Here is a 21,175-nt window from a genome sequence, read left to right on the forward strand (position 1 = left end):
CGCTACGCTGCACCTCTTTACTTAGACAAGGAGATGTCTTCGATGAAGCACAATCTGCACAACGCTCCCCGTAAAGCCCTCCGCCACTCGCTAACGGCCGCGCTGCTAGGCGCTGGTGCGCTCGCCGCTCCCGCCTTTGCCGAAGGCTACGATCCGATCGACATCAACCAGGCCGATACCGCCGAGTTGATCCGCCTGCACGGTGTCGGCCCAACCCTGGCCGCGGCTATTGTCGAGCACCGCGAGCTATTCGGCCCGTTCGAGAGCATTGAGGCCTTGACCCAGGTCAGCGGAATCGGCCCGGCCACTTTGCAGCGCAACGAGGGACAGCTGCTGATTAACGCCGAGTAGAGCAATACTCATCGAGACGTTTATTTCTGAGAGAGGCGGCCGGCCCCACTGCGGGCTGGCCGCTGATCCAGCCAGCCAACGAGAGTATCAGGGAATCCCGCGTCCCAGTTTGAAATACTCAGTCCACGACAAACGCTGCTGCAGCCCCCAGCGCGCCGCCTTGGTGTGCTCACCGAGCATGCGCAACAACTCGTGGGCCTGAGCCCGCGACAGTGACATCGCCGCAATTGGGGCTGCCTCTTGGGGAAGACCTGGCTCAGAATTGCGCAGCGGCTGCCCGAGGAGCGCCACGATCAGGGCACCATCGCGCACCTCTAAAAGGTCTTCACTAACCAGGAAGTGCCCCGTGAAAGCCGCCCCTGAGAGCGCCGTATCCGCCCCTTCTCCCGCTGCAGACGCCGCCGAAGCAGCAGCGCCGCTCTGATCCGCTGCTTCGGTCTCTTCGCCTTGCCGCCGAGCCGCAGCATCCTGCCGCTGCCCGGCAAGCTCGGAGAGGGCAGCCAGGTGCTCAAGGGCAAGCACCTCGTCGTGGGCCGCCCCACCCTCTTCTGTAACCGCCGGATGGGTGCGCCGCAGCGCCTCGGTTACACGCTGCAACAGTAGGCTCACAACACGCCGCGGCAACCACACCGCGCGCAGCTCCCCCGAGGCCAGCGTTAAACGCAACGCAAGCCGGTCCTCAAGCGCCGAATAACCGACATGAAGCTGCTGCACCCGGGGAAAGGACTGCTCTGTCATGGGCCTTGCCACAGCAATCGAGGTCCGCGTCAGTGCGTCGGGATCTCGCGCGCCAACACTTGCGTATAGGCCGCACGCGCCGTCCGCGCTAAGGCCAGCTGCCGCTCCAAACGGGCGATCTCCTGCTCTGCAACTCGGATGTTGACCAGTTGCTGGCGTGCGTTTTCGGACAGATCGGCCAGATTATAGGACTTGCCGTCAATCGTGACCGTCTGCTGCTGAGCGTCTTGTTCTGCCATGGGGCGTGGTTTCCTCTCGGTTGTGAAGTGCTTACTCGTCGCAAGCCAGTACCCACCGCCCAGTCAGTGGCGCAGATCGAACGACTCGTCTCTGTCACCGGCGGAATCGGCTAGCGGACGCCAGGGGAAGCGGGACTCAAGAAGGGCGCGAAGCGCATGCAGAGGCGTAACCGACGACGCCCTCACCAGATTGGCTCCCCGGGACGGATTCGAACCGCCGACCCAGTGGTTAACAGCCACTTGCTCTACCGCTGAGCTACCGGGGAATGATAGGCGCCCTTACGACGTGGGTGCATTATGCGCACCTTCAGGAGCGGGGTCAAGCCCGAGCCACTGCGCCTCGATGGCACTGAGGGCCGCTAATGGGGCATCGGCCTGCGTGATCGGCCGCCCTACAACGATAAAATCGACACCGGCGGCGCGTGCTGCAGCGGGCGTAGCCGTTCGCCGCTGATCATCCGCTCCGGCCCATGCATCCGCCTTCGCCTCCACCCCTGGTTGACCTACCGCCTCCGGGCGCACGCCCGGGGTCACCAGCAGCCACGCCGATCCGCACTGAGCACGCAAAGCCGCGGCCTCGCGCACAGAACAGACCACACCGTCGAGACCTTCCGCTTGCGCCAACGCACTCAAACGCTGAACCGCCGCATCGGGGGGGCCAGTCAGACCGATCGCACGCAGCGTCTCGCGATCGTGACTCGTCAGCACGGTCACGGCGATCAACCAGGGCGGCGGGCAGTAAGCACGATCGAGCGCAGCCCGCGCCGCTGCCAACATCGCCCCCCCGCCCAGAGCGTGCACATTGACCATCCACACCCCCAACTCAGCGGCGGCCTGGCAGGCGGCCGCTACGGTATGGGGGATATCGTGATATTTCAGATCGAGAAAGATCTCGAAGCCGCGTCGCTGCAACCGCTCGATGATGGCAGGTCCTGCACGGGTGAAGAGCTCTTTACCCACCTTCAAACGACAGCGCTGCGGATCGAGGCGGGCCGCCATCGCCTCGGCGGCGGCGGCATTAGGGTAGTCCAGCGCCACAATCAAGCGCGGCCCCGCACCCATCCCTACCGCTGATTCAGTCACTGGTTCAGCCCCCGGCGCGAGGCCCTGTCGGATCTGCCCTCCCCCTTCGCTCTCCGCCATAGTCACGTACACTCCTCGTGAATCGGCCGCAGACTCGCCCACGACTTACAACCAGGGCAGCGCCAAAAGAGTGAGCGGCTGGAAAAACCACAGCGGCGACACCGGTAGAGGGCCCGCCCTGCTTCCAAGCGATCAAAGAGCCCGCGCAAAACCTGTAACTCGCGCGGCTCGATCGGCTCATCGAGGGTCTGCGCCAACGAGACGAGGCGGCGAATCCCCTCGACCGTAGGATGCCGGCGCACCCAACCGGTCAGTTCATTCATCGCCGCGCGCGTACCGTGCTGCTCCTGCACCACCTCGGCCAGACGTGCCATCAGACGCCCATCGGGGTGGTGTTGCAGCACCTCGCGCAGAAAACTCTCCAGGCGATACGCCGCCCCTTGCGCCTGAAAACAGGCGTGCAGGCCGTCGATCACCTCTGGGACCATCGCCGGATCTTGCCGTACCACCGCCCGATACGCCTTGATAGCGGCACGATAGCGACCACGCTCGCGCTCCATATCGCCGCGCAAGAGGCTCGCCCGCACGCAATTTGGATCGACCTTCAGCGCGCTCTGCAACTGCTCACGCGCCTCAGTCAGTTGCCCCGCAGCGGCCGCCTCCGCGGCCAACTCGCAGTGCAGCTGAGCGATCGGCACGCGGTAGTCGCGCGCGCTGAGACGGTCCAAGCGCTGGGCAACCGCAACCGCTTTCCGCCACTCCTTCTCATGCTCATAGATGGTCAGCAGATTGTGCAACGCCTGCTCGACATGGGCGTCATGCTCGATGACTTTGCTGAAGACCTGCTCTGCTCGATCAAACAGCCCGGCCTTCATGTAGTCTTGACCGAGCGCGAGGAGGGCATAGATGCGCTGCTGCGCCGTCAGCGTGGGACGCGCGACTAAGTCTTGGTGAATACGGATCGCCCGATCGACCTCTCCGCGACGGCGAAAGAGACTGCCAAGGGCCAGGTGGGTCTCGGCCGTCTCGCTATCGATCTCAGCCATGCGCGTAAAGACCTCGAGGGCCTTATCGCGCTCCTCGTTGAGCAGGTGGCTCAGGCCTTGTAAATAGGCGTCGGGGATCGAAGAAGACGCCGCCGCCGATTCCTCAGCGGCGGGGTGGCGCCGACCGATCCACCAGCCAGTCAAGGCGGCTACCGGCAACAGTAGCCACAACAGCTCGAACATGGAAAGAGGCTACTCAGTCAGAGCCTGTGCGACTGCTCAACGGCGTTCGGCGCAGCGCCTGCAGTTGCCGCTCGGCGTAACCGACCTGCCGCCGCAAGCGCTGGATCTCACGGCCCTTGCGCCAAATAGCCCCAAGACTCGCAAGCACTCCAAGACCGGCGCCGATGATCAGGGCCGCTACCATGGCCACCGATATCGCCACTTCCACCTCATCAAAGAAGAGATCGAGCACTACGGGATCGGCGTTGAGCACCGAAAACGCCAACCCGAACAAGACGATCAACGAGATTCCAAAAATCGCAAATATACGCCGCATGGGGCCGACTCCCAAGCTAAGACGACAGGCTCACAGACCGAGCGCACGACGGACGCCTAACCCCGGCGGCCTTGGCGTCCCTGGTTGACCCGCTCGCGCAACTCCTTTCCTGGACGGAAGTGTGGCACATACTTCGCCGACAATTGAACAGGCTCCCCCGTCTTGGGATTTCGCCCGATACGCGACGGCCGATGGTGCAGTGTAAAACTGCCAAACCCACGAACCTCAATTCGCTCACCGTTTGCAAGCGACTCACTCATGTGTTCGAGCATCTTCTTGACGGCCTCTTCGACGTCCTTGTGTGCCAAAAACTGCTGCTTAGCAGCGATGGCTTCGATCAGCTCGGATTTCGTCATGGGCTAGCGCATTCCTAGTGTCAGCAGATCGATCGCGAAGAAGCGGGGCGGGGTCAGCCGACGCGACGGCCACCCCCGCACCCCGCACACAGAGCACAGCGCTACTTACTCCCTGCGCCCACCGCTCATCTGCTCCTTGAGCAGATCGCCGAGCTGCGTCGTCCCGGCGCTGCTCGGGCTCGGTCGGGCGTGCTCCTGAATCGCCTGCTGCTCATCTTCGCTCTCTTGCGCACGCAGCGAGAGATTGATCATGCGGTTACGGCGATCGACGCCGACGAACTTGGCCTCAAGCTGCTGCCCCTCCTTGAGCATGGAGCGCGCATCCTCGACTCGCTCGCGAGCCAGGTCGGAAGCTCGAATATAGCCCTCGACCCCGCCGCCGAGATCGACACTTGCCCCCTTGGCCTCGACCTGGATCACCGTCCCCGTCACGCTGCTGCCCTTCTGGTGCTCGCCGAGCCACTGGCTGAGCGGATCTTGCTCAAGCTGCTTGATGCCGAGCGAAATACGCTCACGCTCCGGGTCGATCGAGAGGACAACCGTCTCAACCTCTTCGCCCTTACGATACTTGCGCACGGCCTCCTCGCCGGCCTCCTCCCAGGAGAGATCGGAGAGGTGAACCAAACCGTCGATCCCGCCTTCCAGGCCGACGAAGATACCAAAGTCGGTGATCGACTTGATCTGCCCACTGACCCGGTTGCCCTTCGCGTAACGGGCCGCGAACTCATCCCACGGGTTCGGCTGGCACTGCTTCATGCCGAGCGAGATCCGGCGGCGCTCCTCGTCGATATCGAGGATCATCACCTCGACCTCATCACCGACCGCAACGAGCTTGGCCGGGTTGACGTTCTTGTTGGTCCAATCCATCTCCGAGACGTGGACCAAGCCCTCGACCCCCTCCTCGATTTCGACGAAGCAGCCGTACTCAGTGATGTTGGTCACCTTACCCGGGACGCGCGCACCCTCGGGATACCGCTGCGCGATCGCCTCCCACGGATCGGCACCGAGCTGCTTGAGACCGAGCGAGACGCGGTTGCGCTCGCGGTCGAACTTGAGCACCTTGACTTCGATCTCCTGACCGACCTCAACGACCTCGGAGGGATTTTTGACCCGCCGCCACGCCATGTCGGTGATGTGCAGCAAGCCGTCGATGCCACCCAGATCGACGAAGGCGCCGTAGTCGGTCAGGTTCTTGACGATGCCTTTGAGGGTCTCGCCCTCCTGAAGCTTCTCAAGCAGTGCTTCACGCTCAGCGCTGTACTCCTCCTCGACCACCGCGCGGCGCGAGACAACGACGTTGTTGCGTCGTGCATCAAGCTTGATGACCTTGAACTCGAGATCCTTGCCTTCCAAGTAGGTCGTATCGCGTACCGGCCGAATATCGACCAGCGAGCCGGGCAAGAAGGCGCGAACATGCCCCAAATCGACGGTAAACCCGCCCTTGACCTTGCCGCTGATCTGGCCAGTCACGGTGCGCGTCTCCTCGAAGGCGCCCTCCAGCGCTCGCCAAGCGTAGGCGCGCTTGGCCCGCTCGCGCGACAGACGGGTCTCTCCGAAGCCGTCTTCGACGGAGTCGAGTGCGACCTCGACCTCGTCACCGACGCTGACCTCCAAGTTTCCGGCCTCGTCGTAAAACTGTGAAATGGGGATCACCGCCTCGGACTTCAGTCCGGCGTTTACGGTAACCTCCTCGCTATCGATCCCCACGACCTGCGCCTTGACGATGGCACCGGGCCGCATATCGGTATTGGCAAGGCTCTCTTCAAAGAGCTCAGCGAAGCTTTCGGTCATTGCTCAGTGATCCAGGACCGCTTGCACGGTCGATTGTTGGTGGTGAATTGAATCCGGTCCGCCAGCCCCTAACCCGCCCTAGGTTGTTAGGCTTCTAGGGTTACTGACCGACCACCCCTCCGCGACACCGCCCCTCGGCGCTGTCGCTCTCCTTTGCGCGTCTCTACACACGGCTACCGCCGCTCCCGTCAGCGAGCGGTCCAGGGAACCTCTGCTGATTCTGCCAGCCGCGCCATGATGTGCTCAACGACCGCCGCAACAGTTAGTTCCGTGGTATCGAGCACCTCCGCATCGGCAGCGGGGACCAGCGGCGCACTCGCCCGCGATGCATCGCGCCGATCCCGTTCGGCGATCTCTCGTGTGAGCGTGGCAAGGCTAACATCAGCCCCCTGCTCCTTCAACTGTTTATAACGTCGCTGCGCGCGCTCCTCGGCGCTCGCCGTCAGAAAGATCTTGACCGGCGCCTCAGGGAAGACCACGGTGCCCATGTCGCGACCGTCAGCCACCAACCCGGGCGACGCCCGAAAATCGCGCTGGCGCTGCAGCAGCGCCTGTCGCACCGGCGCTAGGGCGGCGACACGGGAGGCTAGCGCCCCGGTCGTCTCGCTGCGCAACTCGCCGCTGACATCTTCCTCGGCCAGCCACACCTGCTCGCGGCCTGCGGACGTGCCAAACGCCGCCGGCAACACCGCGGCCAAGGCGGCAACGGCCTCGGCATCATCTAGGTCAACCCCGCAGCGCCGACAGTAGAGACCCGTTAGACGGTAGAGCGCTCCGCTATCGAGAAAGTGCCACCCGGTCAGGCGCACGACCTCGCGCGCCACCGTCCCCTTGCCGGCACCGCTCGGACCGTCCAGCGTCACCACCGGAGGGAGCGGCGCTGGCACTACTCGCTGGCGATCTCCATCTTCAGCCCTCATCACTGCGCCTCGATCGCCAGACCGATTGCGGCCATCTGCTCGACGAAACCGGGAAAAGAGGTCGCCACATTGGCGCAGTCGTCGATGATGACCGCGGTTTCGGCGCGCAGTGCGGCGACGGCAAAAGCCATAGCGATGCGGTGATCGCCGTAGCTATCGACTCGTCCCCCCTGCAAAGCGGGGCGGCCGACAATGTGCATACCATCGTCGTGTACCTCAGCCTGTACACCGAGGGCCTGCAGCCCCTCGGCCATCACGGCAATACGATCCGACTCCTTGACCCGCAGCTCGGCGGCACCGGTCAGCCGGGTCTCACCCTCGGCACAGGCAGCCGCCACGAAGAGCACCGGAAACTCGTCGATCGCCAATGGCACTAGCGCCTCCGGGATATGGATCCCGCGCAACGCAGCAGCACGCACGCGCAGATCGGCAACCGGCTCGCCACCGACTTCGGCCGTACTCAGCACCTCGATATCCGCGCCCATTTGCCGCAGAATCTCGACTACACCGGTGCGCGTTGGATTCCAGCCAACGTGCTTCAAGATCACCTCAGACCCCGGCACCAACGTCGCCGCCACCATCGGGAAGGCGGCCGAGGAGATATCAGCCGGGACATCGATCGCCGTCGCCGTCAAGCGCCCGCCACCGCTCAGCGCGACACTCGCTCCCTGCCGCTCGACCACATAGCCGAAACCGCTCAGCATCCGCTCGGTATGGTCGCGCGTCGGCGCCGGCTCGGTCACGCGGGTTTGTCCCTGCGCAAAGAGGCCGGCAAGCAGCAGCGCCGATTTGACCTGCGCGCTAGCCACCGGCATGTCGTAGTCGATGCCGTGCAGGATCGCCCCGGGGCGAAGCCGTAGCGGAGCGGTGCCGCCCTCAGCGGTGTCGATCTGCGCCCCCATGCGACCGAGCGGTTCGGTCACGCGCTGCATCGGACGGCGCTGCAGCGATCGATCCCCAGTCAGCGCGACGGGGAAAGGCAACCCACTCAACATGCCGGCAAGCAGCCGCATGGAAGTGCCGGAGTTGCCCAAATCGAGCGCGCCAGAGGGTGCTTGCAACGCCTCGCGACCAGCACCGTGGACGAGTAGCCGCCCCTGCTCCGGCCCCTCGATCGTCACCCCGAGCTGGCGCAGCGCCGCGATCGTCGCCAACACGTCGGCACCCTCAAGCAGTCCACTGACCGCGGTACGCCCGTGGGCGATGGCACCGAGCATCACGGCCCGGTGTGAGATCGACTTATCGCCCGGGACACGCAACACCCCGTGCAGCCCAGCCCCCCCCACGGCCCCGGGCAGGGCTCGCCAAGTCGACGTTGCTGCGGCACTTCCGCTCATGCCCGCCCCTCCAAAATCTTCAAGAACCGCGCCCGCTCATCACGCGCGTGGCGATAGACCGCTAAGACCTGCTCGTCCTCGCCCGCCTCCAAGGCGGCAGTCAAGCGGGCCAAGTCGTCTTGATAGCGGCGCAAGGCAGCGACCAGTTGCGTCCGATTGGCGGCGCTGATATCACGCCACATCTCCGGGTCGGACGAAGCAATCCGAGTAAAGTCGCGGAACCCACCGGCGGCCAACTCGAAGATCTCACGGTGATCGTCCCAGCGCGCCAGGCTATCGACCAAGGCGTAGGCCAGCGCATGCGGCAAATGGGAGGTCGCCGCCAACACCTCGTCGTGGTGCTCGGGGCTCATCTCCACCACGCGCGCGCCGGCCGCCTGCCACATCGCCGTAACCTGCGCGGTGGCCGCGGCAGCGGTCTCAGGCAAGGGAGTCAAAACCACACGCCGGCGCTCGTAGAGCTCAGCAAAGGCGGCCTCGACACCGCTGTGCTCGGTCCCGGCGATAGGGTGCCCAGGGACCAGCCACGTCGGCACTTCACCGCAGACCGCCGCGGCATCGGCGATGACCGAACCCTTGGCACTGCCGACATCGGTCACCACAGCCCCCGGTGCCAGCGCCGGGACGATCTGCGTAAAGATCGAACGCATCGCCCGCAGCGGCACGCAGACGGCCACCATGTCGGCCTCGGCGACCGCCTCGGCCGGCTCTTCGTACCAGCGGTCGATCACTCCCAGGGCGACCGCTCGTTCTAGCGACTCGCGTCGGCGACCGCAGCCGATCACCTCGCCGACCGCCGCGCCGCGGCGCAGTGCCAAGGCGAGCGAGCCACCGATCAAACCGACCCCGATAATCGCCAAGCGCCCCACCACGGGGGCCATCACCTCCTGCGGTGCCGTAGCAGTCACCGAGTCACCCCCCTTGCCAGCGACTCGACTCATGGCAGACGCTCACTCCGTCCGTCCCACTGCTCTAACTGTTCGGCAAGCGCGCTGAGGAAGGCGCGATTCTCCGCCGGCGTCCCCACCGTCACCCGAATATAACCGGGCAGCTCGTAGGCATCGACCGGCCGCACGATGACACCGCTGCGCAGCAATCCGTCGTTAATCTGTGCGGCGTGCGGCCCGGCCGAGAAGGTCAAAAAGTTGCCGATCGACGGCAAAACGGAGAGCCCGAGCTCGTAGAGGCCCTTAGCCAGCACCTCGCGCTGCTCCCTGTTGAGCGCCACCGACCGTTCGATGTGCTCGTGATCGACCAGCGAGGCTGCCGCGGCCGCCTGTGCCGGCGCTGAGCAATTAAAGGGCTGACGCACCCGGTTGAGTAGATCAGCGATCTGCGGGTGCGATAGGGCGTAACCGACGCGCAGCCCGCCAAGGCCGTGCACCTTCGAGAAGCTGCGCGTGACCACAAGATTCGGGTAGTCGGCCAGCCAGCGGCTGACATCGGGATAGCCCGGCTCACTGGCGGCGTACTCAAAGTAGGCCTCATCGACCACCGTCACGACCTGCGGCGGTACGGCAGCGAGAAACTCACGCAGCTCCGGCTCGCTCACCCACGTCCCGGTCGGATTGTTCGGGTTGGCAATAAAGACCACACTCACGCCCTCATCGAGCGCCTCGGCCATCGCCTTAAGATCGTGTCCATACGGCTGTGCCGCCTCGCTGCCGAGCGCCGGCACCACCCGGGCCTCAGCACCGGCGGCCTGCGTTACAAGCGGGTAGACAGCGAAAGCGTGCGCCGAGAAGAGCGAGCACCGTCCAGGCCCCAAAAAGGCCTGAGCGATCAGGGCCAAGACGTCGTTCGAACCATTACCGAGGGTGATCTGCTCGACGCCGAGATCGTGATGCCCGGCGATGGCGGCCTTGAGCGAGAAGCCGTTGCCATCCGGGTAGCGATGCACCTCGCCAAGCACCTCACTAGCCGCCTGCGCCGCCTTGGGTGATGGCCCAAGTGGATTCTCGTTGGAAGCGAGCTTAATGACCCGCGATACACCGTATTCGCGCCGCAGCTCTTCAATCGGCTTCCCGGGTTGATAGGGAGCCAACTCGCGCACTCCGGGTACCGCGAGGCGGGCAAAGTCGATCGGCGGTTTCGGCGGTTGTGGTTCGTGGTTATGACTCATAACTTCGCTCATAGCGTGGCTCATCACCTCTGCTTGGGGCCCTTCGGCGCCCCGTAACCGCGGATCGGCTCAAATCGCTCGCGGATAGGAACCGAGGATGCGGAACAGGCTGGCCCGCTCGCGCACCTGTGCTAAGACTTCGCGCAGTCGCTCGTCCTCCGCATGCCCTTGGACATCGATAAAGAAGACGTACTCCCAAATCCCCTGCTGTCGGGCTGGTCGCGACTCGATTCGCGTCATATCAATAGCGTTGCGCGCCAACGGCTCCAGCAGCTGAAAGAGCAGACCGGTGCGATTCGCGCTCGAGACCACCAGCGAGGTCTTATCACGGCCGCTCGGCGGCGGCGAGCGATACCCGAGCACCAAAAAGCGCGTCGTATTGCCGTGGTGATCCTCGATGCGCGCCTGCAGCAGTGGCAGCGCGTAGCGTTCAGCCGCCGCCTCGCTGGCGATCGCTCCAGCACGCGGCTCCTCGGCCGCCAACCGCGCCGCCTCGGCCGTACTGGAGACCGGCAACCGCTCGGCGCGCGGCAAGTGGACATCGAGCCAAGCCCGGCACTGCGACAACCCCTGCTGATGCGAGTAGACGCGCTCAATCTCGGCAAAGCTGCGCGCATGGCTCGCTAGGGCGTGGCGGACCCGCAGCTCGACCTCGCCGACGATCGCCAACTCCGAGTCGAGAAAACGATCGAGGGTGTGGCTGACCACCCCCTCCGAGGAGTTCTCGACCGGGACCAGCCCGTAGTGCGCTCCACCCGATTCGACCTCACGAAAGACCCCGCCGATCGTCATCTGTGGAGCAAAGGTCGCACCGTGGCCGAAGTGCTTAACCGCTGCTTCCTCGGTGAAGGTGCCGTGCGGCCCCAGAAAGGCGACAGTCAATGGCTGCTGCAGCGCCCGACAGACCGACATGATCTCGCGAAAGAGGACCGCGACCTGCTCATCGGTTAGTGGCCCGCCATTCGCAGCACCCAGCCGGCGGAGGATCTCAGCCTCGCGCTCCGGGCGATAGACCTCAATCGCCTCGCCGCGGGCAGCCTTAACGCGGGCGACCTGCTCGGCAATTCGTGCTCGCTCGCTGACCAGTTCGAGGATTCGGTCGTCGACCCCATCAATGCGGCGGCGCAACTCCGCCAGTTCATCGTGCGCATCAGCCATCGCTGTTTACTGTTCCGTCCCGTCCCCGGATTCGTCCTAGCGCAGTACGCGCACCTTCAACACCCCATCGATGGCGCGCAGCTGTGCAACCACCGCATCGGGTACACTGCCCTCGACGTCGACCAATGTATAGGCCAGGCGCTCGCGTGCCTTGTTGAACATATCATCGATGTTCAGGCCGGCATTTGCCAAGAGCCCGGAGATTTGGCCGAGCATATTCGGCACATTGGCGTTAACGACACAGAGTCGATCGCCCTTATCGCCGCGTGGCATGACCATCTCCGGAAAGTTCACCGCGTTGCGCACATTGCCCGTCTCCAGATAGTCGCGCAACTGCTCGGCAGCCATGATGGCACAGTTCTCTTGCGCTTCGTGGGTCGAGGCCCCCAGATGCGGCAAGGCGACCACCTGCGGATGGCCACGCAAGGCGTTGCTCGGAAAGTCGCAGACGTAGCTCGCCAGACGGCCATCGTCGAGCGCCTTGATGACTTCGCCCTCATCCACCACTTCGGCGCGCGAAAAGTTGAGCAGCGTCGCCCCGGGGTGGACCTGCGCTAAGCGCGAAGCATCGATCAATCCCCGGGTGGCATCGAGCAGCGGGACGTGGACGGTGATCATATCGGCACGCGCCATGACATCGCCGACGCTGTGTGCCGCCCTGACTCCGGCATCGAGCTGCCATGCCGCCCCGACCGTGATCTGCGGATCGTAGCCGACCACCTGCATACCGAGGGCGCGGGCGGTATTGGCGACCTGAACACCGATCGCCCCGAGCCCCACGACCCCGAGGGTACGTCCCGGCAACTCAAAGCCGACAAAGCGTTTCTTGTTCGCCTCCATCGCCTGGTGCATCTCGGCATCGCTACCCTGCAGGCTGCAGGCATACTCCCAAGCGGGGCAGATATTGCGCGCGGCCAGAAAGAGACCGGCGATGGTCAACTCCTTCACAGCGTTGGCATTCGCTCCGGGGGCGTTGAAGACCGGAATACCGCGCTCGGTCATCTGTGCCACCGGGATGTTGTTGACCCCGGCACCGGCACGCCCGATGGCAAGCACCGACTCCGGGATCTCCTGCTGATGCAGATCGGCTGAGCGCAGCAAGATGGCATCGGGATGGCCTAGATCGGAGGCGGTCTCGAAGTGCTCGCGCGGCAGCCGATCGAGCCCTTTGATCGAGATATTATTAAGGGTCAAGATGCGATACATGGCTCTACCCCAGCTCAAGGTCGGGCACCGCCCTGGACGGTGCCGTAGATAACAGAGACGGCCGAACGATCAGCCGTGACGCTGCGCAAAGTCACCCATAAATTCGATCAGCCGATCGACACCGGACTCCGGCATGGCGTTATAGATCGATGCGCGCATCCCGCCAACCGAGCGATGCCCCTTGAGTGTTGTCAAACCAGCAGCCTCGGCCTCCTTGAGAAAGCGAGCGTCGAGATCGGCATCGGCGAGCACGAAGGGAACGTTCATCCACGAGCGACTCTCGGGTGCAACCGGATTCGAGTAGAAATCGGCTTGATCGATCGCCGCATAGAGCTTCTCGGCCTTGCGCCGGTTGATCTCGGCCATCGCCGTCAGACCGCCGAGCTCCTTAAGCCACTGGAAGACCAGGCCAGCGACATAGAGCGGATAGGTCGCCGGGGTGTTCAGCATCGAGTCGGCGTCGGCCTGCTGCTGGTAGTCCCAGATCGTCGGCGTCTGCGCCGCCGCCGCACCGATCAGGTCATCGCGCACGATCACCACGGTTACACCGGCAGGACCGATGTTCTTCTGCGCCCCGGCATAGATCAAGCCGTAGCGGCTGACATCGATCGGCCGCGAGAGCAGCGTCGAGGACATATCGGCGACCAGCGGCTTATCGCCGACCTCCGGCACCCAGTGGAACTCGACCCCGCTGATCGTCTCGTTGGGGGTGTAGTGGACGTAGGCGGCCTCCGCTGAGAGCTGCCAGTCGCGCTGCGCCGGCACGTGCATCAGGTCGGGTTCGCCGGAGGCGACGATGTTCACTTGGCAGTACTTCTTCGCCTCGGCGATCGCCTTCTTCGACCAAGCACCGGTGTAGACGTAGTCGGCCTGATCGCCGCCCCGCAAGAGATTGAGCGGGATCGCAGCGAACTGCCCCGTCGCCCCACCCTGCAAAAAGAGCACCTTGTAGTTTTCGGGGATGGCTAGGAGTTCGCGCAGATCGGCCTCGGCCTGCTCGGCGATCGAAACATACGACTTGCCACGATGGCTCATCTCCATGACCGACATCCCGGCGCCGTGCCAGTCGAGCATCTCGTCGGCGGCGCGCTGAATGACCGATTCCGGCAACATCGCCGGGCCAGCGCTGAAGTTATAGACTCTGCTCATGCTCTAGCCTCTCGGTTGGGTGTGGGTCTGTTGGGCGGCTCGTCGCGCCGTTGCGCGTTGCCTCTCAATCCGCTTCGTTCTCGCTCCCCGCCTCATCGCCGTTCTCAGCGCCGTTCTCCTCAGCCTCATCCTCCTCGCCGAGGGCCTCAACGCGTTCAAGTCCGACGAGCGGCTCGTCCGGCCCCAGGCTGATGAGTTTGACCCCCTGGGTATTGCGGCCAACGCGGGAGATGTCGGCGACCGGGGTGCGCACCAGCGTACCGTGGCGGGTAATCAGCATGATCTCGTCGTCCTCGGCGGCCTGCACCGCGCCGACGACTCGGCCATTGCGGGGCGAAGTACGGATCGCGATCACGCCCATCCCGCCGCGCTTACGCTGCGGATACTCGGTCACTGCCGTCCGCTTCCCGTAGCCGTGCTCGGTCGCTGTCAGGATATCCCCCTCACCGAGGATCAGCAGGGCAATAACACGCTGCTCGGCCTCCAGGCGAATGCCACGCACTCCGCCGGCAGTGCGCCCCATCGCCCGGACCTCCGATTCGTGGAAGCGCACCGCACTGCCGGCATCGGAGATCAACATGACCTCGCGCTCACCGTTGGTGATCTCGGCATCAACCAAAGTGTCGTCGCCGCGCAGCTCGACGGCAATAATGCCGCTCGGACGTGGTCGTGAGAAGTGCGACAGTGGGGTCTTTTTGACCGTGCCGCAGCGCGTCGCCATAAAGACGAAGTGATCGGCGGCAAACTCGCGCACCGGCACCACGGCGTTGATCCGCTCGGTCGGCTCAAGCGGCAAAAGGTTAACGATCGGCCGTCCACGCGAGGCACGCCCGCCCTGCGGCAACTCGTAGACCTTGCGCCAGTAACACTTGCCAGCGCTGGAGAAGCAGAGCAGCGTATCGTGGGTGTTGGCGATGAAGAGTTTATCGATGAAGTCTTCATCCTTCATGGCGGTGGCACTCTTGCCACGGCCACCGCGGCGCTGCGCCCGATAGCCGGCGAGTGGTTGCGCCTTGACGTAGCCGTGATGCGAGAGGGTCACCACCATATCCTCTTCGCTGATCAGATCCTCAAGCGAGAGCTCGGCGGTATCCTCGCGGATCTCGGTCTTGCGAGCATCGCCGTACTGCTCGCGGATGGCCACCAGCTCCTCGCGGATGACCTCCATCAGTCGCTCGCTGCTCTCCAGGATGGCGATCAACTCGGCGATGCGCTGCAGCAGATCGCCGTACTCGGCGACGATTTTATCCTGCTCCATGGCGGTCAGCCGGTGCAGTCGCAGATCGAGGATCGCTTGCGCCTGTGCCGCCGAGAGCCGATAGGTGCCGCGCTCGGCGTCCAGACCGAACTCGGCCGACAACTCTTCGGGGCGCGAGGCGGAGGCCCCAGCACGCTCCAGCATCTCAACGACCACCCCGGGGCGCCACTCGCGGCGAATCAGCTCGGCCTTGGCTTCGGCTGGCCCCGAGGAGGCCTTGATCAGGGCGATCACCTCGTCGATGTTGGCCAGCGCCACCGCCAGCCCCTCAAGGACATGGGCACGCTCACGCGCCTTGCGCAGCTCATAGAGGGTGCGCCGCGTCACCACCTCGCGACGATGACGGATGAAGGCCTCAAGCACCTGCTGCAGGTTGAGGGTTCGCGGCTGCCCCTCGTGCAACGCCACCATGTTGATGCCGAAGACGGTCTGCATCTGGGTGTGGCGATAGAGGTTGTTGAGAATCACCTCGCCGGCCTCACCGCGTTTGAGCTCGATGACGATGCGGATGCCGTCCTTATCCGACTCATCGCGCAGCTCGCTGATCCCCTCAAGGCGGCGTTCCTTAACCAACTCGGCGATCTTCTCGACCAACCGCGCCTTGTTAACCTGGAAGGGCAACTCGGTGACGACGATGCGCTCGCGATCGCCCGCCATCGGCTCGACCTCGGCGCGGGCGCGCATCACCATCCGGCCGCGGCCGCTGCGGTAGGCCTGGTGGATACCGGCGGTGCCGAAGATGATCCCGCCGGTTGGCAGATCGGGGGCCGGAAGCCGCTCGATCAGCGCCTCGATCGGCGCCTGCTCATCGTCGATCAGCAGCAAACAAGCGTCGATCACCTCGCAGAGGTTGTGCGGCGGGATGTTGGTCGCCATGCCGACGGCGATCCCCGAGCCGCCGTTGACGAGCAGGTTCGGGACCTTGGTCGGCAAGACCTGTGGTTCGCGCTCGGAGCCGTCGTAGTTATCGGCAAAATCGACCGTCTCTTTGTCGATATCGGCGAGCAGTTCGTGCGCCAGGCGCGCCATGCGCACCTCGGTGTAGCGCATCGCAGCAGCCGAGTCACCGTCGATTGAGCCGAAGTTGCCCTGCCCATCGACCAGCCGGTAGCGCATGCTGAAGGTCTGCGCTAAACGCACGATGGTGTCGTAGACCGCAGCATCGCCGTGCGGATGGTACTTACCGATGACATCACCGACGACCCGGGCCGATTTTTTGTACGGTTTGTTGTAGTCGTTGCCCAGCTCGCGCATGGCGAAGAGCACACGCCGGTGGACAGGCTTTAAGCCATCACGAACGTCGGGCAGTGCTCGACCGACGATTACGCTCATGGCGTAATCGAGGTAGGACTGCCGCATCTCGTCTTCGAGGTTAACGGGAAGGATCTCGCGGGCGACGCCGGACATGTGTGGTTCTCGGTTATTGAGCCGCTGCCAGGTAAAGGGCCTATGTTAACATACCGGCGTCCGTTATGGCGCAAGGGAAGGGCGTGTGGAGCTGACCAACCAACTGATCCTCTTCGGTGCCGGACTGCTGTTGATCAGTATTATCGCAAGCGTCGTCTCGGACCGGCTCGGCGCCCCGCTGTTGCTGATCTTCCTGAGCATCGGCATGCTCCTCGGCGAAGATGGACTCTTCGGCATTGCTTTTGACGATGTCCAGGCAGCCCACCTGATCGGCAGTGTGGCTCTGGCCGTAATCCTCTTCGATGGCGGTCTCCGCACCCAACTGTCGACCTTCCGAGTCGCCCTCAAACCAGCGTTGGCCTTAGCCACCGTTGGGGTCGCCGTGACCGCCGGATTGACCGCCGCGGCGGCCTACTGGCTTTTCGACCTCAACTGGACGCAAGCGCTGCTAATCGGCGCCATCGTCAGCTCCACCGATGCGGCCGCGGTCTTCAGCCTGCTGCACTCGCGTGGACTTGAACTCAAGCAGCGGGTTGCCGCCACACTGGAGATCGAGTCAGGCAGCAACGACCCGATGGCGATTTTGCTGACCATCCTGCTCGTCGAACTGCTCATCCAGCAGCCCGACTCGCTGGCCCTGGCAGCAACCGTTGAGTTTGTTCAGCAGATGGGCCTAGGAGCAGTCTTCGGTATCGCCGGTGGGATTTTATTGGCCGCCACTATCAACCGCATTAATCTGACCCCGGGGCTCTATCCGCTACTGGCCCTCGGCGGTGCGCTAGCGATCTTCGGCGGCACCGCCGTACTCGGCGGCAGCGGCTTCTTGGCGGCCTATTTGGCCGGGCTGGTGCTCGGCAACCGCAAGCTGCAGGCGTCGCAGAATATCCGCCGCTTCCACGACGGCTTTGCCTGGCTCGCCCAAATCACCATGTTCGTGGTCCTTGGCCTCCTCGTCACTCCGAGTGAGTTGCTGCCGATCGCCATACCGGCACTGCTGACCGCCGCTGCACTGACACTGGTCGCCCGCCCGCTAGCGGTGCTGCTCTGCCTGGCACCGTTCCGCTTCCCGTGGCGAGAGCAGGCGTTTATATCGTGGGTAGGACTGCGCGGCGCGGTGCCAATCATCCTCGGCCTCTTCCCCTTGTTGGCCGGCATTGAGGGGGCCGAGCTCTTCTTCAACGTCGCCTTTTTCGTGGTACTGATCTCGCTGATCATACAAGGCTGGACGATCGCCCCGGCGGCGCGCTGGCTCGGCCTTGAAGTACCCCCGGATAGCGCCGCTGCACAGCGTCAAGAGATTGATGTCCCGCAGCAGACCGATTACGAGATCGTCGTCTATCGCTTAACTGAGAACTCGCCCGCGCGCCTGAAACCGATCGGCACCCTAGCGCTGCCCGACTCGGCACAGGTCGCCGCCCTCTTCCGCGGCGGCGTCGCCCTTAGTGAACCGCAACGGCAGATTCTACAGGCCCAAGACCACATCTACCTGGTTGTCTTACCTGAAGATATCCCGGGACTAGACCGCCTATTTGTCGCCCCACTCGGCCCGAGCTATCTCGAAGAGCAGCGCTTCTTCGGCGAGTTCACCCTCTCCGGGCAGACCCGCCTCATTGATCTAGCCACCGCCTATGGCGTCTCAGTGCCGCAAGGCGCCCAACCAGAGGAGACGCTCAACGACTATCTGCTGTGGGTCTTTAACGGCCGGGCGGTGGTCGGCGACCGTGTCCGCATTGACAACCTTCAGTTTACGATCCGCGAAATGCGTGACAGCGAGATCACCTCGGTCGGCATGCGCATCCGCTGACGGCGGCTGGCGACGGTTGGCGCAGGCTCACCATACGGGCGCGGAAAGCCCCCGGCTTTCAACCGGGGGGGAGGATGTCAGCCGCTACGCCTCGAAGAGCCGGGCGAGCGAGGCCGCGTCGGGCTGCTGGACAACACCGCGCTCGGTCACCAAGACATCGACCCACTCCGCCGGGGTCACGTCGAAGACCGGATTCCAGGCACCCACCTGAGTCCCCTCGGGGGCGATGCGCTGCCCCCCAGCGTAGAGGACTTCGGCGGCATCGCGGTGCTCGATCGGGATCTGCTCGCCGCTCGCCGTCTCGAGATCGATCGTCGAGGTCGGCGCCACGACCATGAAACGGACGTTGTGGGCGCGCGCCGCCAGTGCTACCGCATAGGTGCCGATCTTGTTCGCGACATCGCCATTGGCGGCGATGCGATCGGCGCCGACGATCGCCCACTGCACCGCGCCGCTGCGCATCAAGGCCGCCGCGGCACCATCGGCAAGCAGCTCGACCGGAATGCCGTCGGCGGCCAGCTCCCAGGCGGTCAGCCGGGCGCCCTGCAGCCACGGCCGCGTCTCATCGGCGAAGACCCGGCTCAGGCGCCCATCGGCCCACGCTGTCCGGATCACCCCGAGCGCGGTGCCCAACCCACCGGTCGCCAGTGAGCCGGTGTTGCAGTGGGTCAGCACCCCGCTGCCGGCCTGGATCAGCGCCGCCCCGGAGCGCCCCATGCGACGGTTCGCGGCGATATCTTCAGCATGCACCGCGTGCGCCTCGGCCAGCAGCAGCGGCCACGGATCGGCGTCATCCGGCACGCTCTCGGCCAACTTCTTACAGCGGGCCAGCGCCCAGGCCAAGTTCACCGCCGTCGGCCGCGAGCGCTCAAGCAGCGTCCAGTCGGCGGTAAGCGCGGTGCGCCAGGCGTGACCGTGCGCCCGGTAGGCGTCGCGCACCGCGAAGGCCGCACCGTAAGCGGCGGCGATACCGATCGCCGGCGCCCCGCGCACCACCATATCGGTGATCGCGGTCGCGACATCGGCGGCCGAGGTGCAGTCGATGTAGTCGGTGCGCCCCGGCAGCAGACGCTGATCGAGCAGTCGCAGCGAGCCCTCGGTCGTGGACGGGGTCGCGGTCGTTGCATGTGCAGCGGTTGCGGATGCAGCGGTCGCGGCAGCGCTGTCAGAGGCGGCAACCCACTCTAGGGCGCGCACCGTATCGTAGTCGTGGGAGCTGGTAACCAAGACGTGGTAACCTCCTTGACAATTCCTAGGGACCAAAGGGGAGCGCGCATTATGGAACGAGTCGACAGCTTGATCCACGCCCGCTGGGTCATCCCGGTCGAACCCGCCGAGACCATCCTGGAGGGACACGGCGTTGCCGTCCACGACGGTCGCATCGTCGCCATCGCCCCGAACGACGAGCTGCGCCGCCGCTACAGCGCCGAGCACTGCTACGAGCGCCCGGAGCACGTCGTCATCCCAGGGCTGATCAACGCCCATACCCACTCGGCGATGACGCTGCTGCGCGGGCTCGCCGATGATCTGCCGCTGATGACGTGGCTGACCGAGCACATCTGGCCCGCCGAACAGCGCTGGGTCGGTGAGGCGATGGTGCGCGATGGCAGCAGCCTGGCCATTGGCGAGATGCTGCGCGGCGGGATCACCTGCTTTAACGATATGTACTTCTTCCCCGAGCAGACCGCCTTGGCCGCCCGCGAGGCGGGGATGCGCGCGGTACTTGGGATGATCATGATCAGTGTACCGAGCGCCTACGCCGACACCCCGCAAGCCTATCTTGAGCGCGGTCTCGCCTTCCACGAGCAGTTCAAAGACGACCCGCTGATCACACCGATCTTCTCCCCGCACGCCCCCTACACCGTCGAGACGGAGTGGCTGGAGCAGGTCCGCGATCACGCCGAGCGGCTGCAGGTGCCGATCCACATGCACGTCCACGAGACCGCCGATGAGGTCGAGGGCAGCCTGGAGCAGACCGGGCAACGGCCGCTGCAGCGCCTTGAGGCCCTTGGGCTGCTCTCGCCGCGCTTGCTCGCTATCCACGCCACGCAGTTGACCGAGGCCGAGATCGAGGCGCTCGCCGCTGCCGGCGCCCACGTCGTCCACTGCCCCGAGTCGAACCTTAAACTCGCCAGCGGCTTTTGCCCTGTCGCCGCGTTGCAGCGTGCCGGGGTCAATGTCGCCCTCGGCACCGACAGCGCCGCGAGCAACAACGACCTCGACCTGATCGGCGAGATGCGCACGGCGGCGCTGCTCGGTAAGGCCGTTGCCGGCGATGCCGCCGCCCTGCCGGCCGCCGATGTGCTGCGCATGGCGACCCTCAACGGCGCCCGCGCCTTGGGCATCGACGATCAAGTCGGCTCCCTGCGCCCCGGCAAACAGGCCGATCTCTGCGCCGTCGAGCTCAGCGACCTGAGCCTGCGCCCGATCTACAATCCGCTCTCGCAGCTGATCTACGCGGCCACCCGAGAACACGTCAGCGACGTCTGGGTCGCCGGCCAACCGCTGCTCCACGAGCGCCGCTTGACCACACTCGATGGCGATCACCTCTGCGAGCGCGCCGAGCAGTGGCGTGCGCGGATCGGGGCCAGCGACCCGAGCGCAGCGACCGAGTAAGCGCATACGGGGGAGAACCGCTAGTACGCCGTGCCCAGGCAGGCTTTATCAACCGCACAGAGCGTGCGAACCGTGCAGACGACCACGCAGACTAT

The 21,175-nt window shown here is 64.8% G+C and carries 19 protein-coding genes and 1 tRNA gene; 3 read left to right on the forward strand and 17 right to left on the reverse strand.

The window, feature by feature from the left end; genetic code table 11:
* Positions 1 to 42 precede the first annotated feature (42 nt).
* Positions 43 to 351 (forward strand): ComEA family DNA-binding protein, encoded by a 309-nt coding sequence (locus CKO15_RS04240; RefSeq protein ID WP_200192847.1) that lies wholly within the window; start codon positions 43 to 45, stop codon positions 349 to 351.
* A gap of 87 nt (positions 352 to 438) precedes the next feature.
* Here CKO15_RS04240 and CKO15_RS04245 read toward each other — a convergent pair whose 3' ends face one another.
* The 16 genes from CKO15_RS04245 to gyrA form a co-directional block, all read right to left on the reverse strand.
* Positions 439 to 1,089 (reverse strand): hypothetical protein, encoded by a 651-nt coding sequence (locus CKO15_RS04245; RefSeq protein ID WP_200192849.1) that lies wholly within the window; start codon positions 1,087 to 1,089, stop codon positions 439 to 441.
* A gap of 29 nt (positions 1,090 to 1,118) precedes the next feature.
* Positions 1,119 to 1,328: a DUF6447 family protein gene (locus tag CKO15_RS04250; RefSeq protein WP_200192851.1), complete on the reverse strand. Its 210-nt coding sequence runs from the start codon at positions 1,326 to 1,328 to the stop codon at positions 1,119 to 1,121.
* Positions 1,329 to 1,519: 191 nt separating this feature from the next.
* Positions 1,520 to 1,594, reverse strand: a tRNA-Asn gene (locus tag CKO15_RS04255).
* A 13-nt stretch (positions 1,595 to 1,607) separates the two neighbouring features.
* A complete protein-coding gene (gene pyrF / locus CKO15_RS04260) occupies positions 1,608 to 2,390 on the reverse strand; it encodes an orotidine-5'-phosphate decarboxylase (RefSeq protein WP_200192931.1) in 783 nt (260 codons plus the stop codon).
* A gap of 83 nt (positions 2,391 to 2,473) precedes the next feature.
* Positions 2,474 to 3,640, reverse strand: a complete 1,167-nt coding sequence (gene lapB, locus CKO15_RS04265; protein ID WP_200192853.1) for a lipopolysaccharide assembly protein LapB — start codon at positions 3,638 to 3,640, stop codon at positions 2,474 to 2,476.
* Positions 3,641 to 3,653: 13 nt separating this feature from the next.
* A complete protein-coding gene (locus CKO15_RS04270) occupies positions 3,654 to 3,956 on the reverse strand; it encodes a LapA family protein (RefSeq protein ID WP_200192855.1) in 303 nt (100 codons plus the stop codon).
* 56 nt (positions 3,957 to 4,012) lie between these two features.
* Complete coding sequence (locus tag CKO15_RS04275) at positions 4,013 to 4,312, reverse strand: integration host factor subunit beta (protein WP_200192857.1); 300 nt, start codon at positions 4,310 to 4,312, stop codon at positions 4,013 to 4,015.
* Positions 4,313 to 4,417: 105 nt separating this feature from the next.
* Positions 4,418 to 6,103: a 30S ribosomal protein S1 gene (rpsA, locus tag CKO15_RS04280; RefSeq protein ID WP_200192859.1), complete on the reverse strand. Its 1,686-nt coding sequence runs from the start codon at positions 6,101 to 6,103 to the stop codon at positions 4,418 to 4,420.
* A gap of 188 nt (positions 6,104 to 6,291) precedes the next feature.
* Positions 6,292 to 7,023, reverse strand: coding sequence for a (d)CMP kinase (gene cmk, locus CKO15_RS04285; protein WP_200192861.1), 732 nt, complete (start codon positions 7,021 to 7,023; stop codon positions 6,292 to 6,294).
* Complete coding sequence (gene aroA, locus CKO15_RS04290; RefSeq protein ID WP_200192863.1) at positions 7,023 to 8,360, reverse strand: 3-phosphoshikimate 1-carboxyvinyltransferase; 1,338 nt, start codon at positions 8,358 to 8,360, stop codon at positions 7,023 to 7,025. Before aroA ends, cmk begins: the two co-directional genes overlap by 1 nt.
* Entirely contained in the window at positions 8,357 to 9,232 is an 876-nt protein-coding gene (locus tag CKO15_RS04295) for a prephenate dehydrogenase/arogenate dehydrogenase family protein (RefSeq protein ID WP_200192933.1), read from the reverse strand. The genes aroA and CKO15_RS04295 overlap by 4 nt, the downstream gene beginning before the upstream one ends.
* 65 nt (positions 9,233 to 9,297) lie before the next feature.
* Positions 9,298 to 10,494 (reverse strand): histidinol-phosphate transaminase, encoded by a 1,197-nt coding sequence (hisC, locus tag CKO15_RS04300; RefSeq protein ID WP_420842114.1) that lies wholly within the window; start codon positions 10,492 to 10,494, stop codon positions 9,298 to 9,300.
* Between the two features lie 57 nt (positions 10,495 to 10,551).
* On the reverse strand, positions 10,552 to 11,640 hold the full coding sequence (pheA, locus tag CKO15_RS04305) for a prephenate dehydratase (RefSeq protein WP_200192865.1): 1,089 nt from the start codon (positions 11,638 to 11,640) through the stop codon (positions 10,552 to 10,554).
* A gap of 36 nt (positions 11,641 to 11,676) precedes the next feature.
* The gene (locus CKO15_RS04310; protein WP_200192867.1) at positions 11,677 to 12,846 is read right to left on the reverse strand and encodes a phosphoglycerate dehydrogenase; all 1,170 of its coding nucleotides are present in this window, start codon (positions 12,844 to 12,846) and stop codon (positions 11,677 to 11,679) included.
* Between the two features lie 69 nt (positions 12,847 to 12,915).
* Positions 12,916 to 13,995: a 3-phosphoserine/phosphohydroxythreonine transaminase gene (serC, locus tag CKO15_RS04315; RefSeq protein WP_200192869.1), complete on the reverse strand. Its 1,080-nt coding sequence runs from the start codon at positions 13,993 to 13,995 to the stop codon at positions 12,916 to 12,918.
* 64 nt (positions 13,996 to 14,059) lie between these two features.
* Positions 14,060 to 16,660 carry a DNA gyrase subunit A gene (gene gyrA, locus CKO15_RS04320; protein ID WP_200192871.1) on the reverse strand — a complete coding sequence of 867 codons (2,601 nt, stop codon included), beginning with the start codon at positions 16,658 to 16,660 and terminating at the stop codon, positions 14,060 to 14,062.
* Positions 16,661 to 16,745: 85 nt separating this feature from the next.
* Here gyrA and CKO15_RS04325 point away from each other — a divergent pair, with 85 nt between their 5' ends.
* On the forward strand, positions 16,746 to 18,464 hold the full coding sequence (locus CKO15_RS04325) for a potassium/proton antiporter (protein WP_200192873.1): 1,719 nt from the start codon (positions 16,746 to 16,748) through the stop codon (positions 18,462 to 18,464).
* Between the two features lie 84 nt (positions 18,465 to 18,548).
* Here CKO15_RS04325 and mtnA read toward each other — a convergent pair whose 3' ends face one another.
* A complete protein-coding gene (mtnA, locus tag CKO15_RS04330; protein ID WP_420842115.1) occupies positions 18,549 to 19,661 on the reverse strand; it encodes an S-methyl-5-thioribose-1-phosphate isomerase in 1,113 nt (370 codons plus the stop codon).
* Positions 19,662 to 19,742: 81 nt separating this feature from the next.
* On the opposite strand from mtnA, the gene CKO15_RS04335 reads away from it, so the two are divergent.
* Positions 19,743 to 21,080 (forward strand): TRZ/ATZ family hydrolase, encoded by a 1,338-nt coding sequence (locus CKO15_RS04335; RefSeq protein WP_200192878.1) that lies wholly within the window; start codon positions 19,743 to 19,745, stop codon positions 21,078 to 21,080.
* The last annotated feature ends 95 nt before the right edge of the window (positions 21,081 to 21,175 follow it).

Origin of the sequence: Halorhodospira abdelmalekii (genome assembly GCF_016583625.1) — a bacterium.
Classification (GTDB): Bacteria; Pseudomonadota; Gammaproteobacteria; order Nitrococcales; family Halorhodospiraceae; genus Halorhodospira; species Halorhodospira abdelmalekii.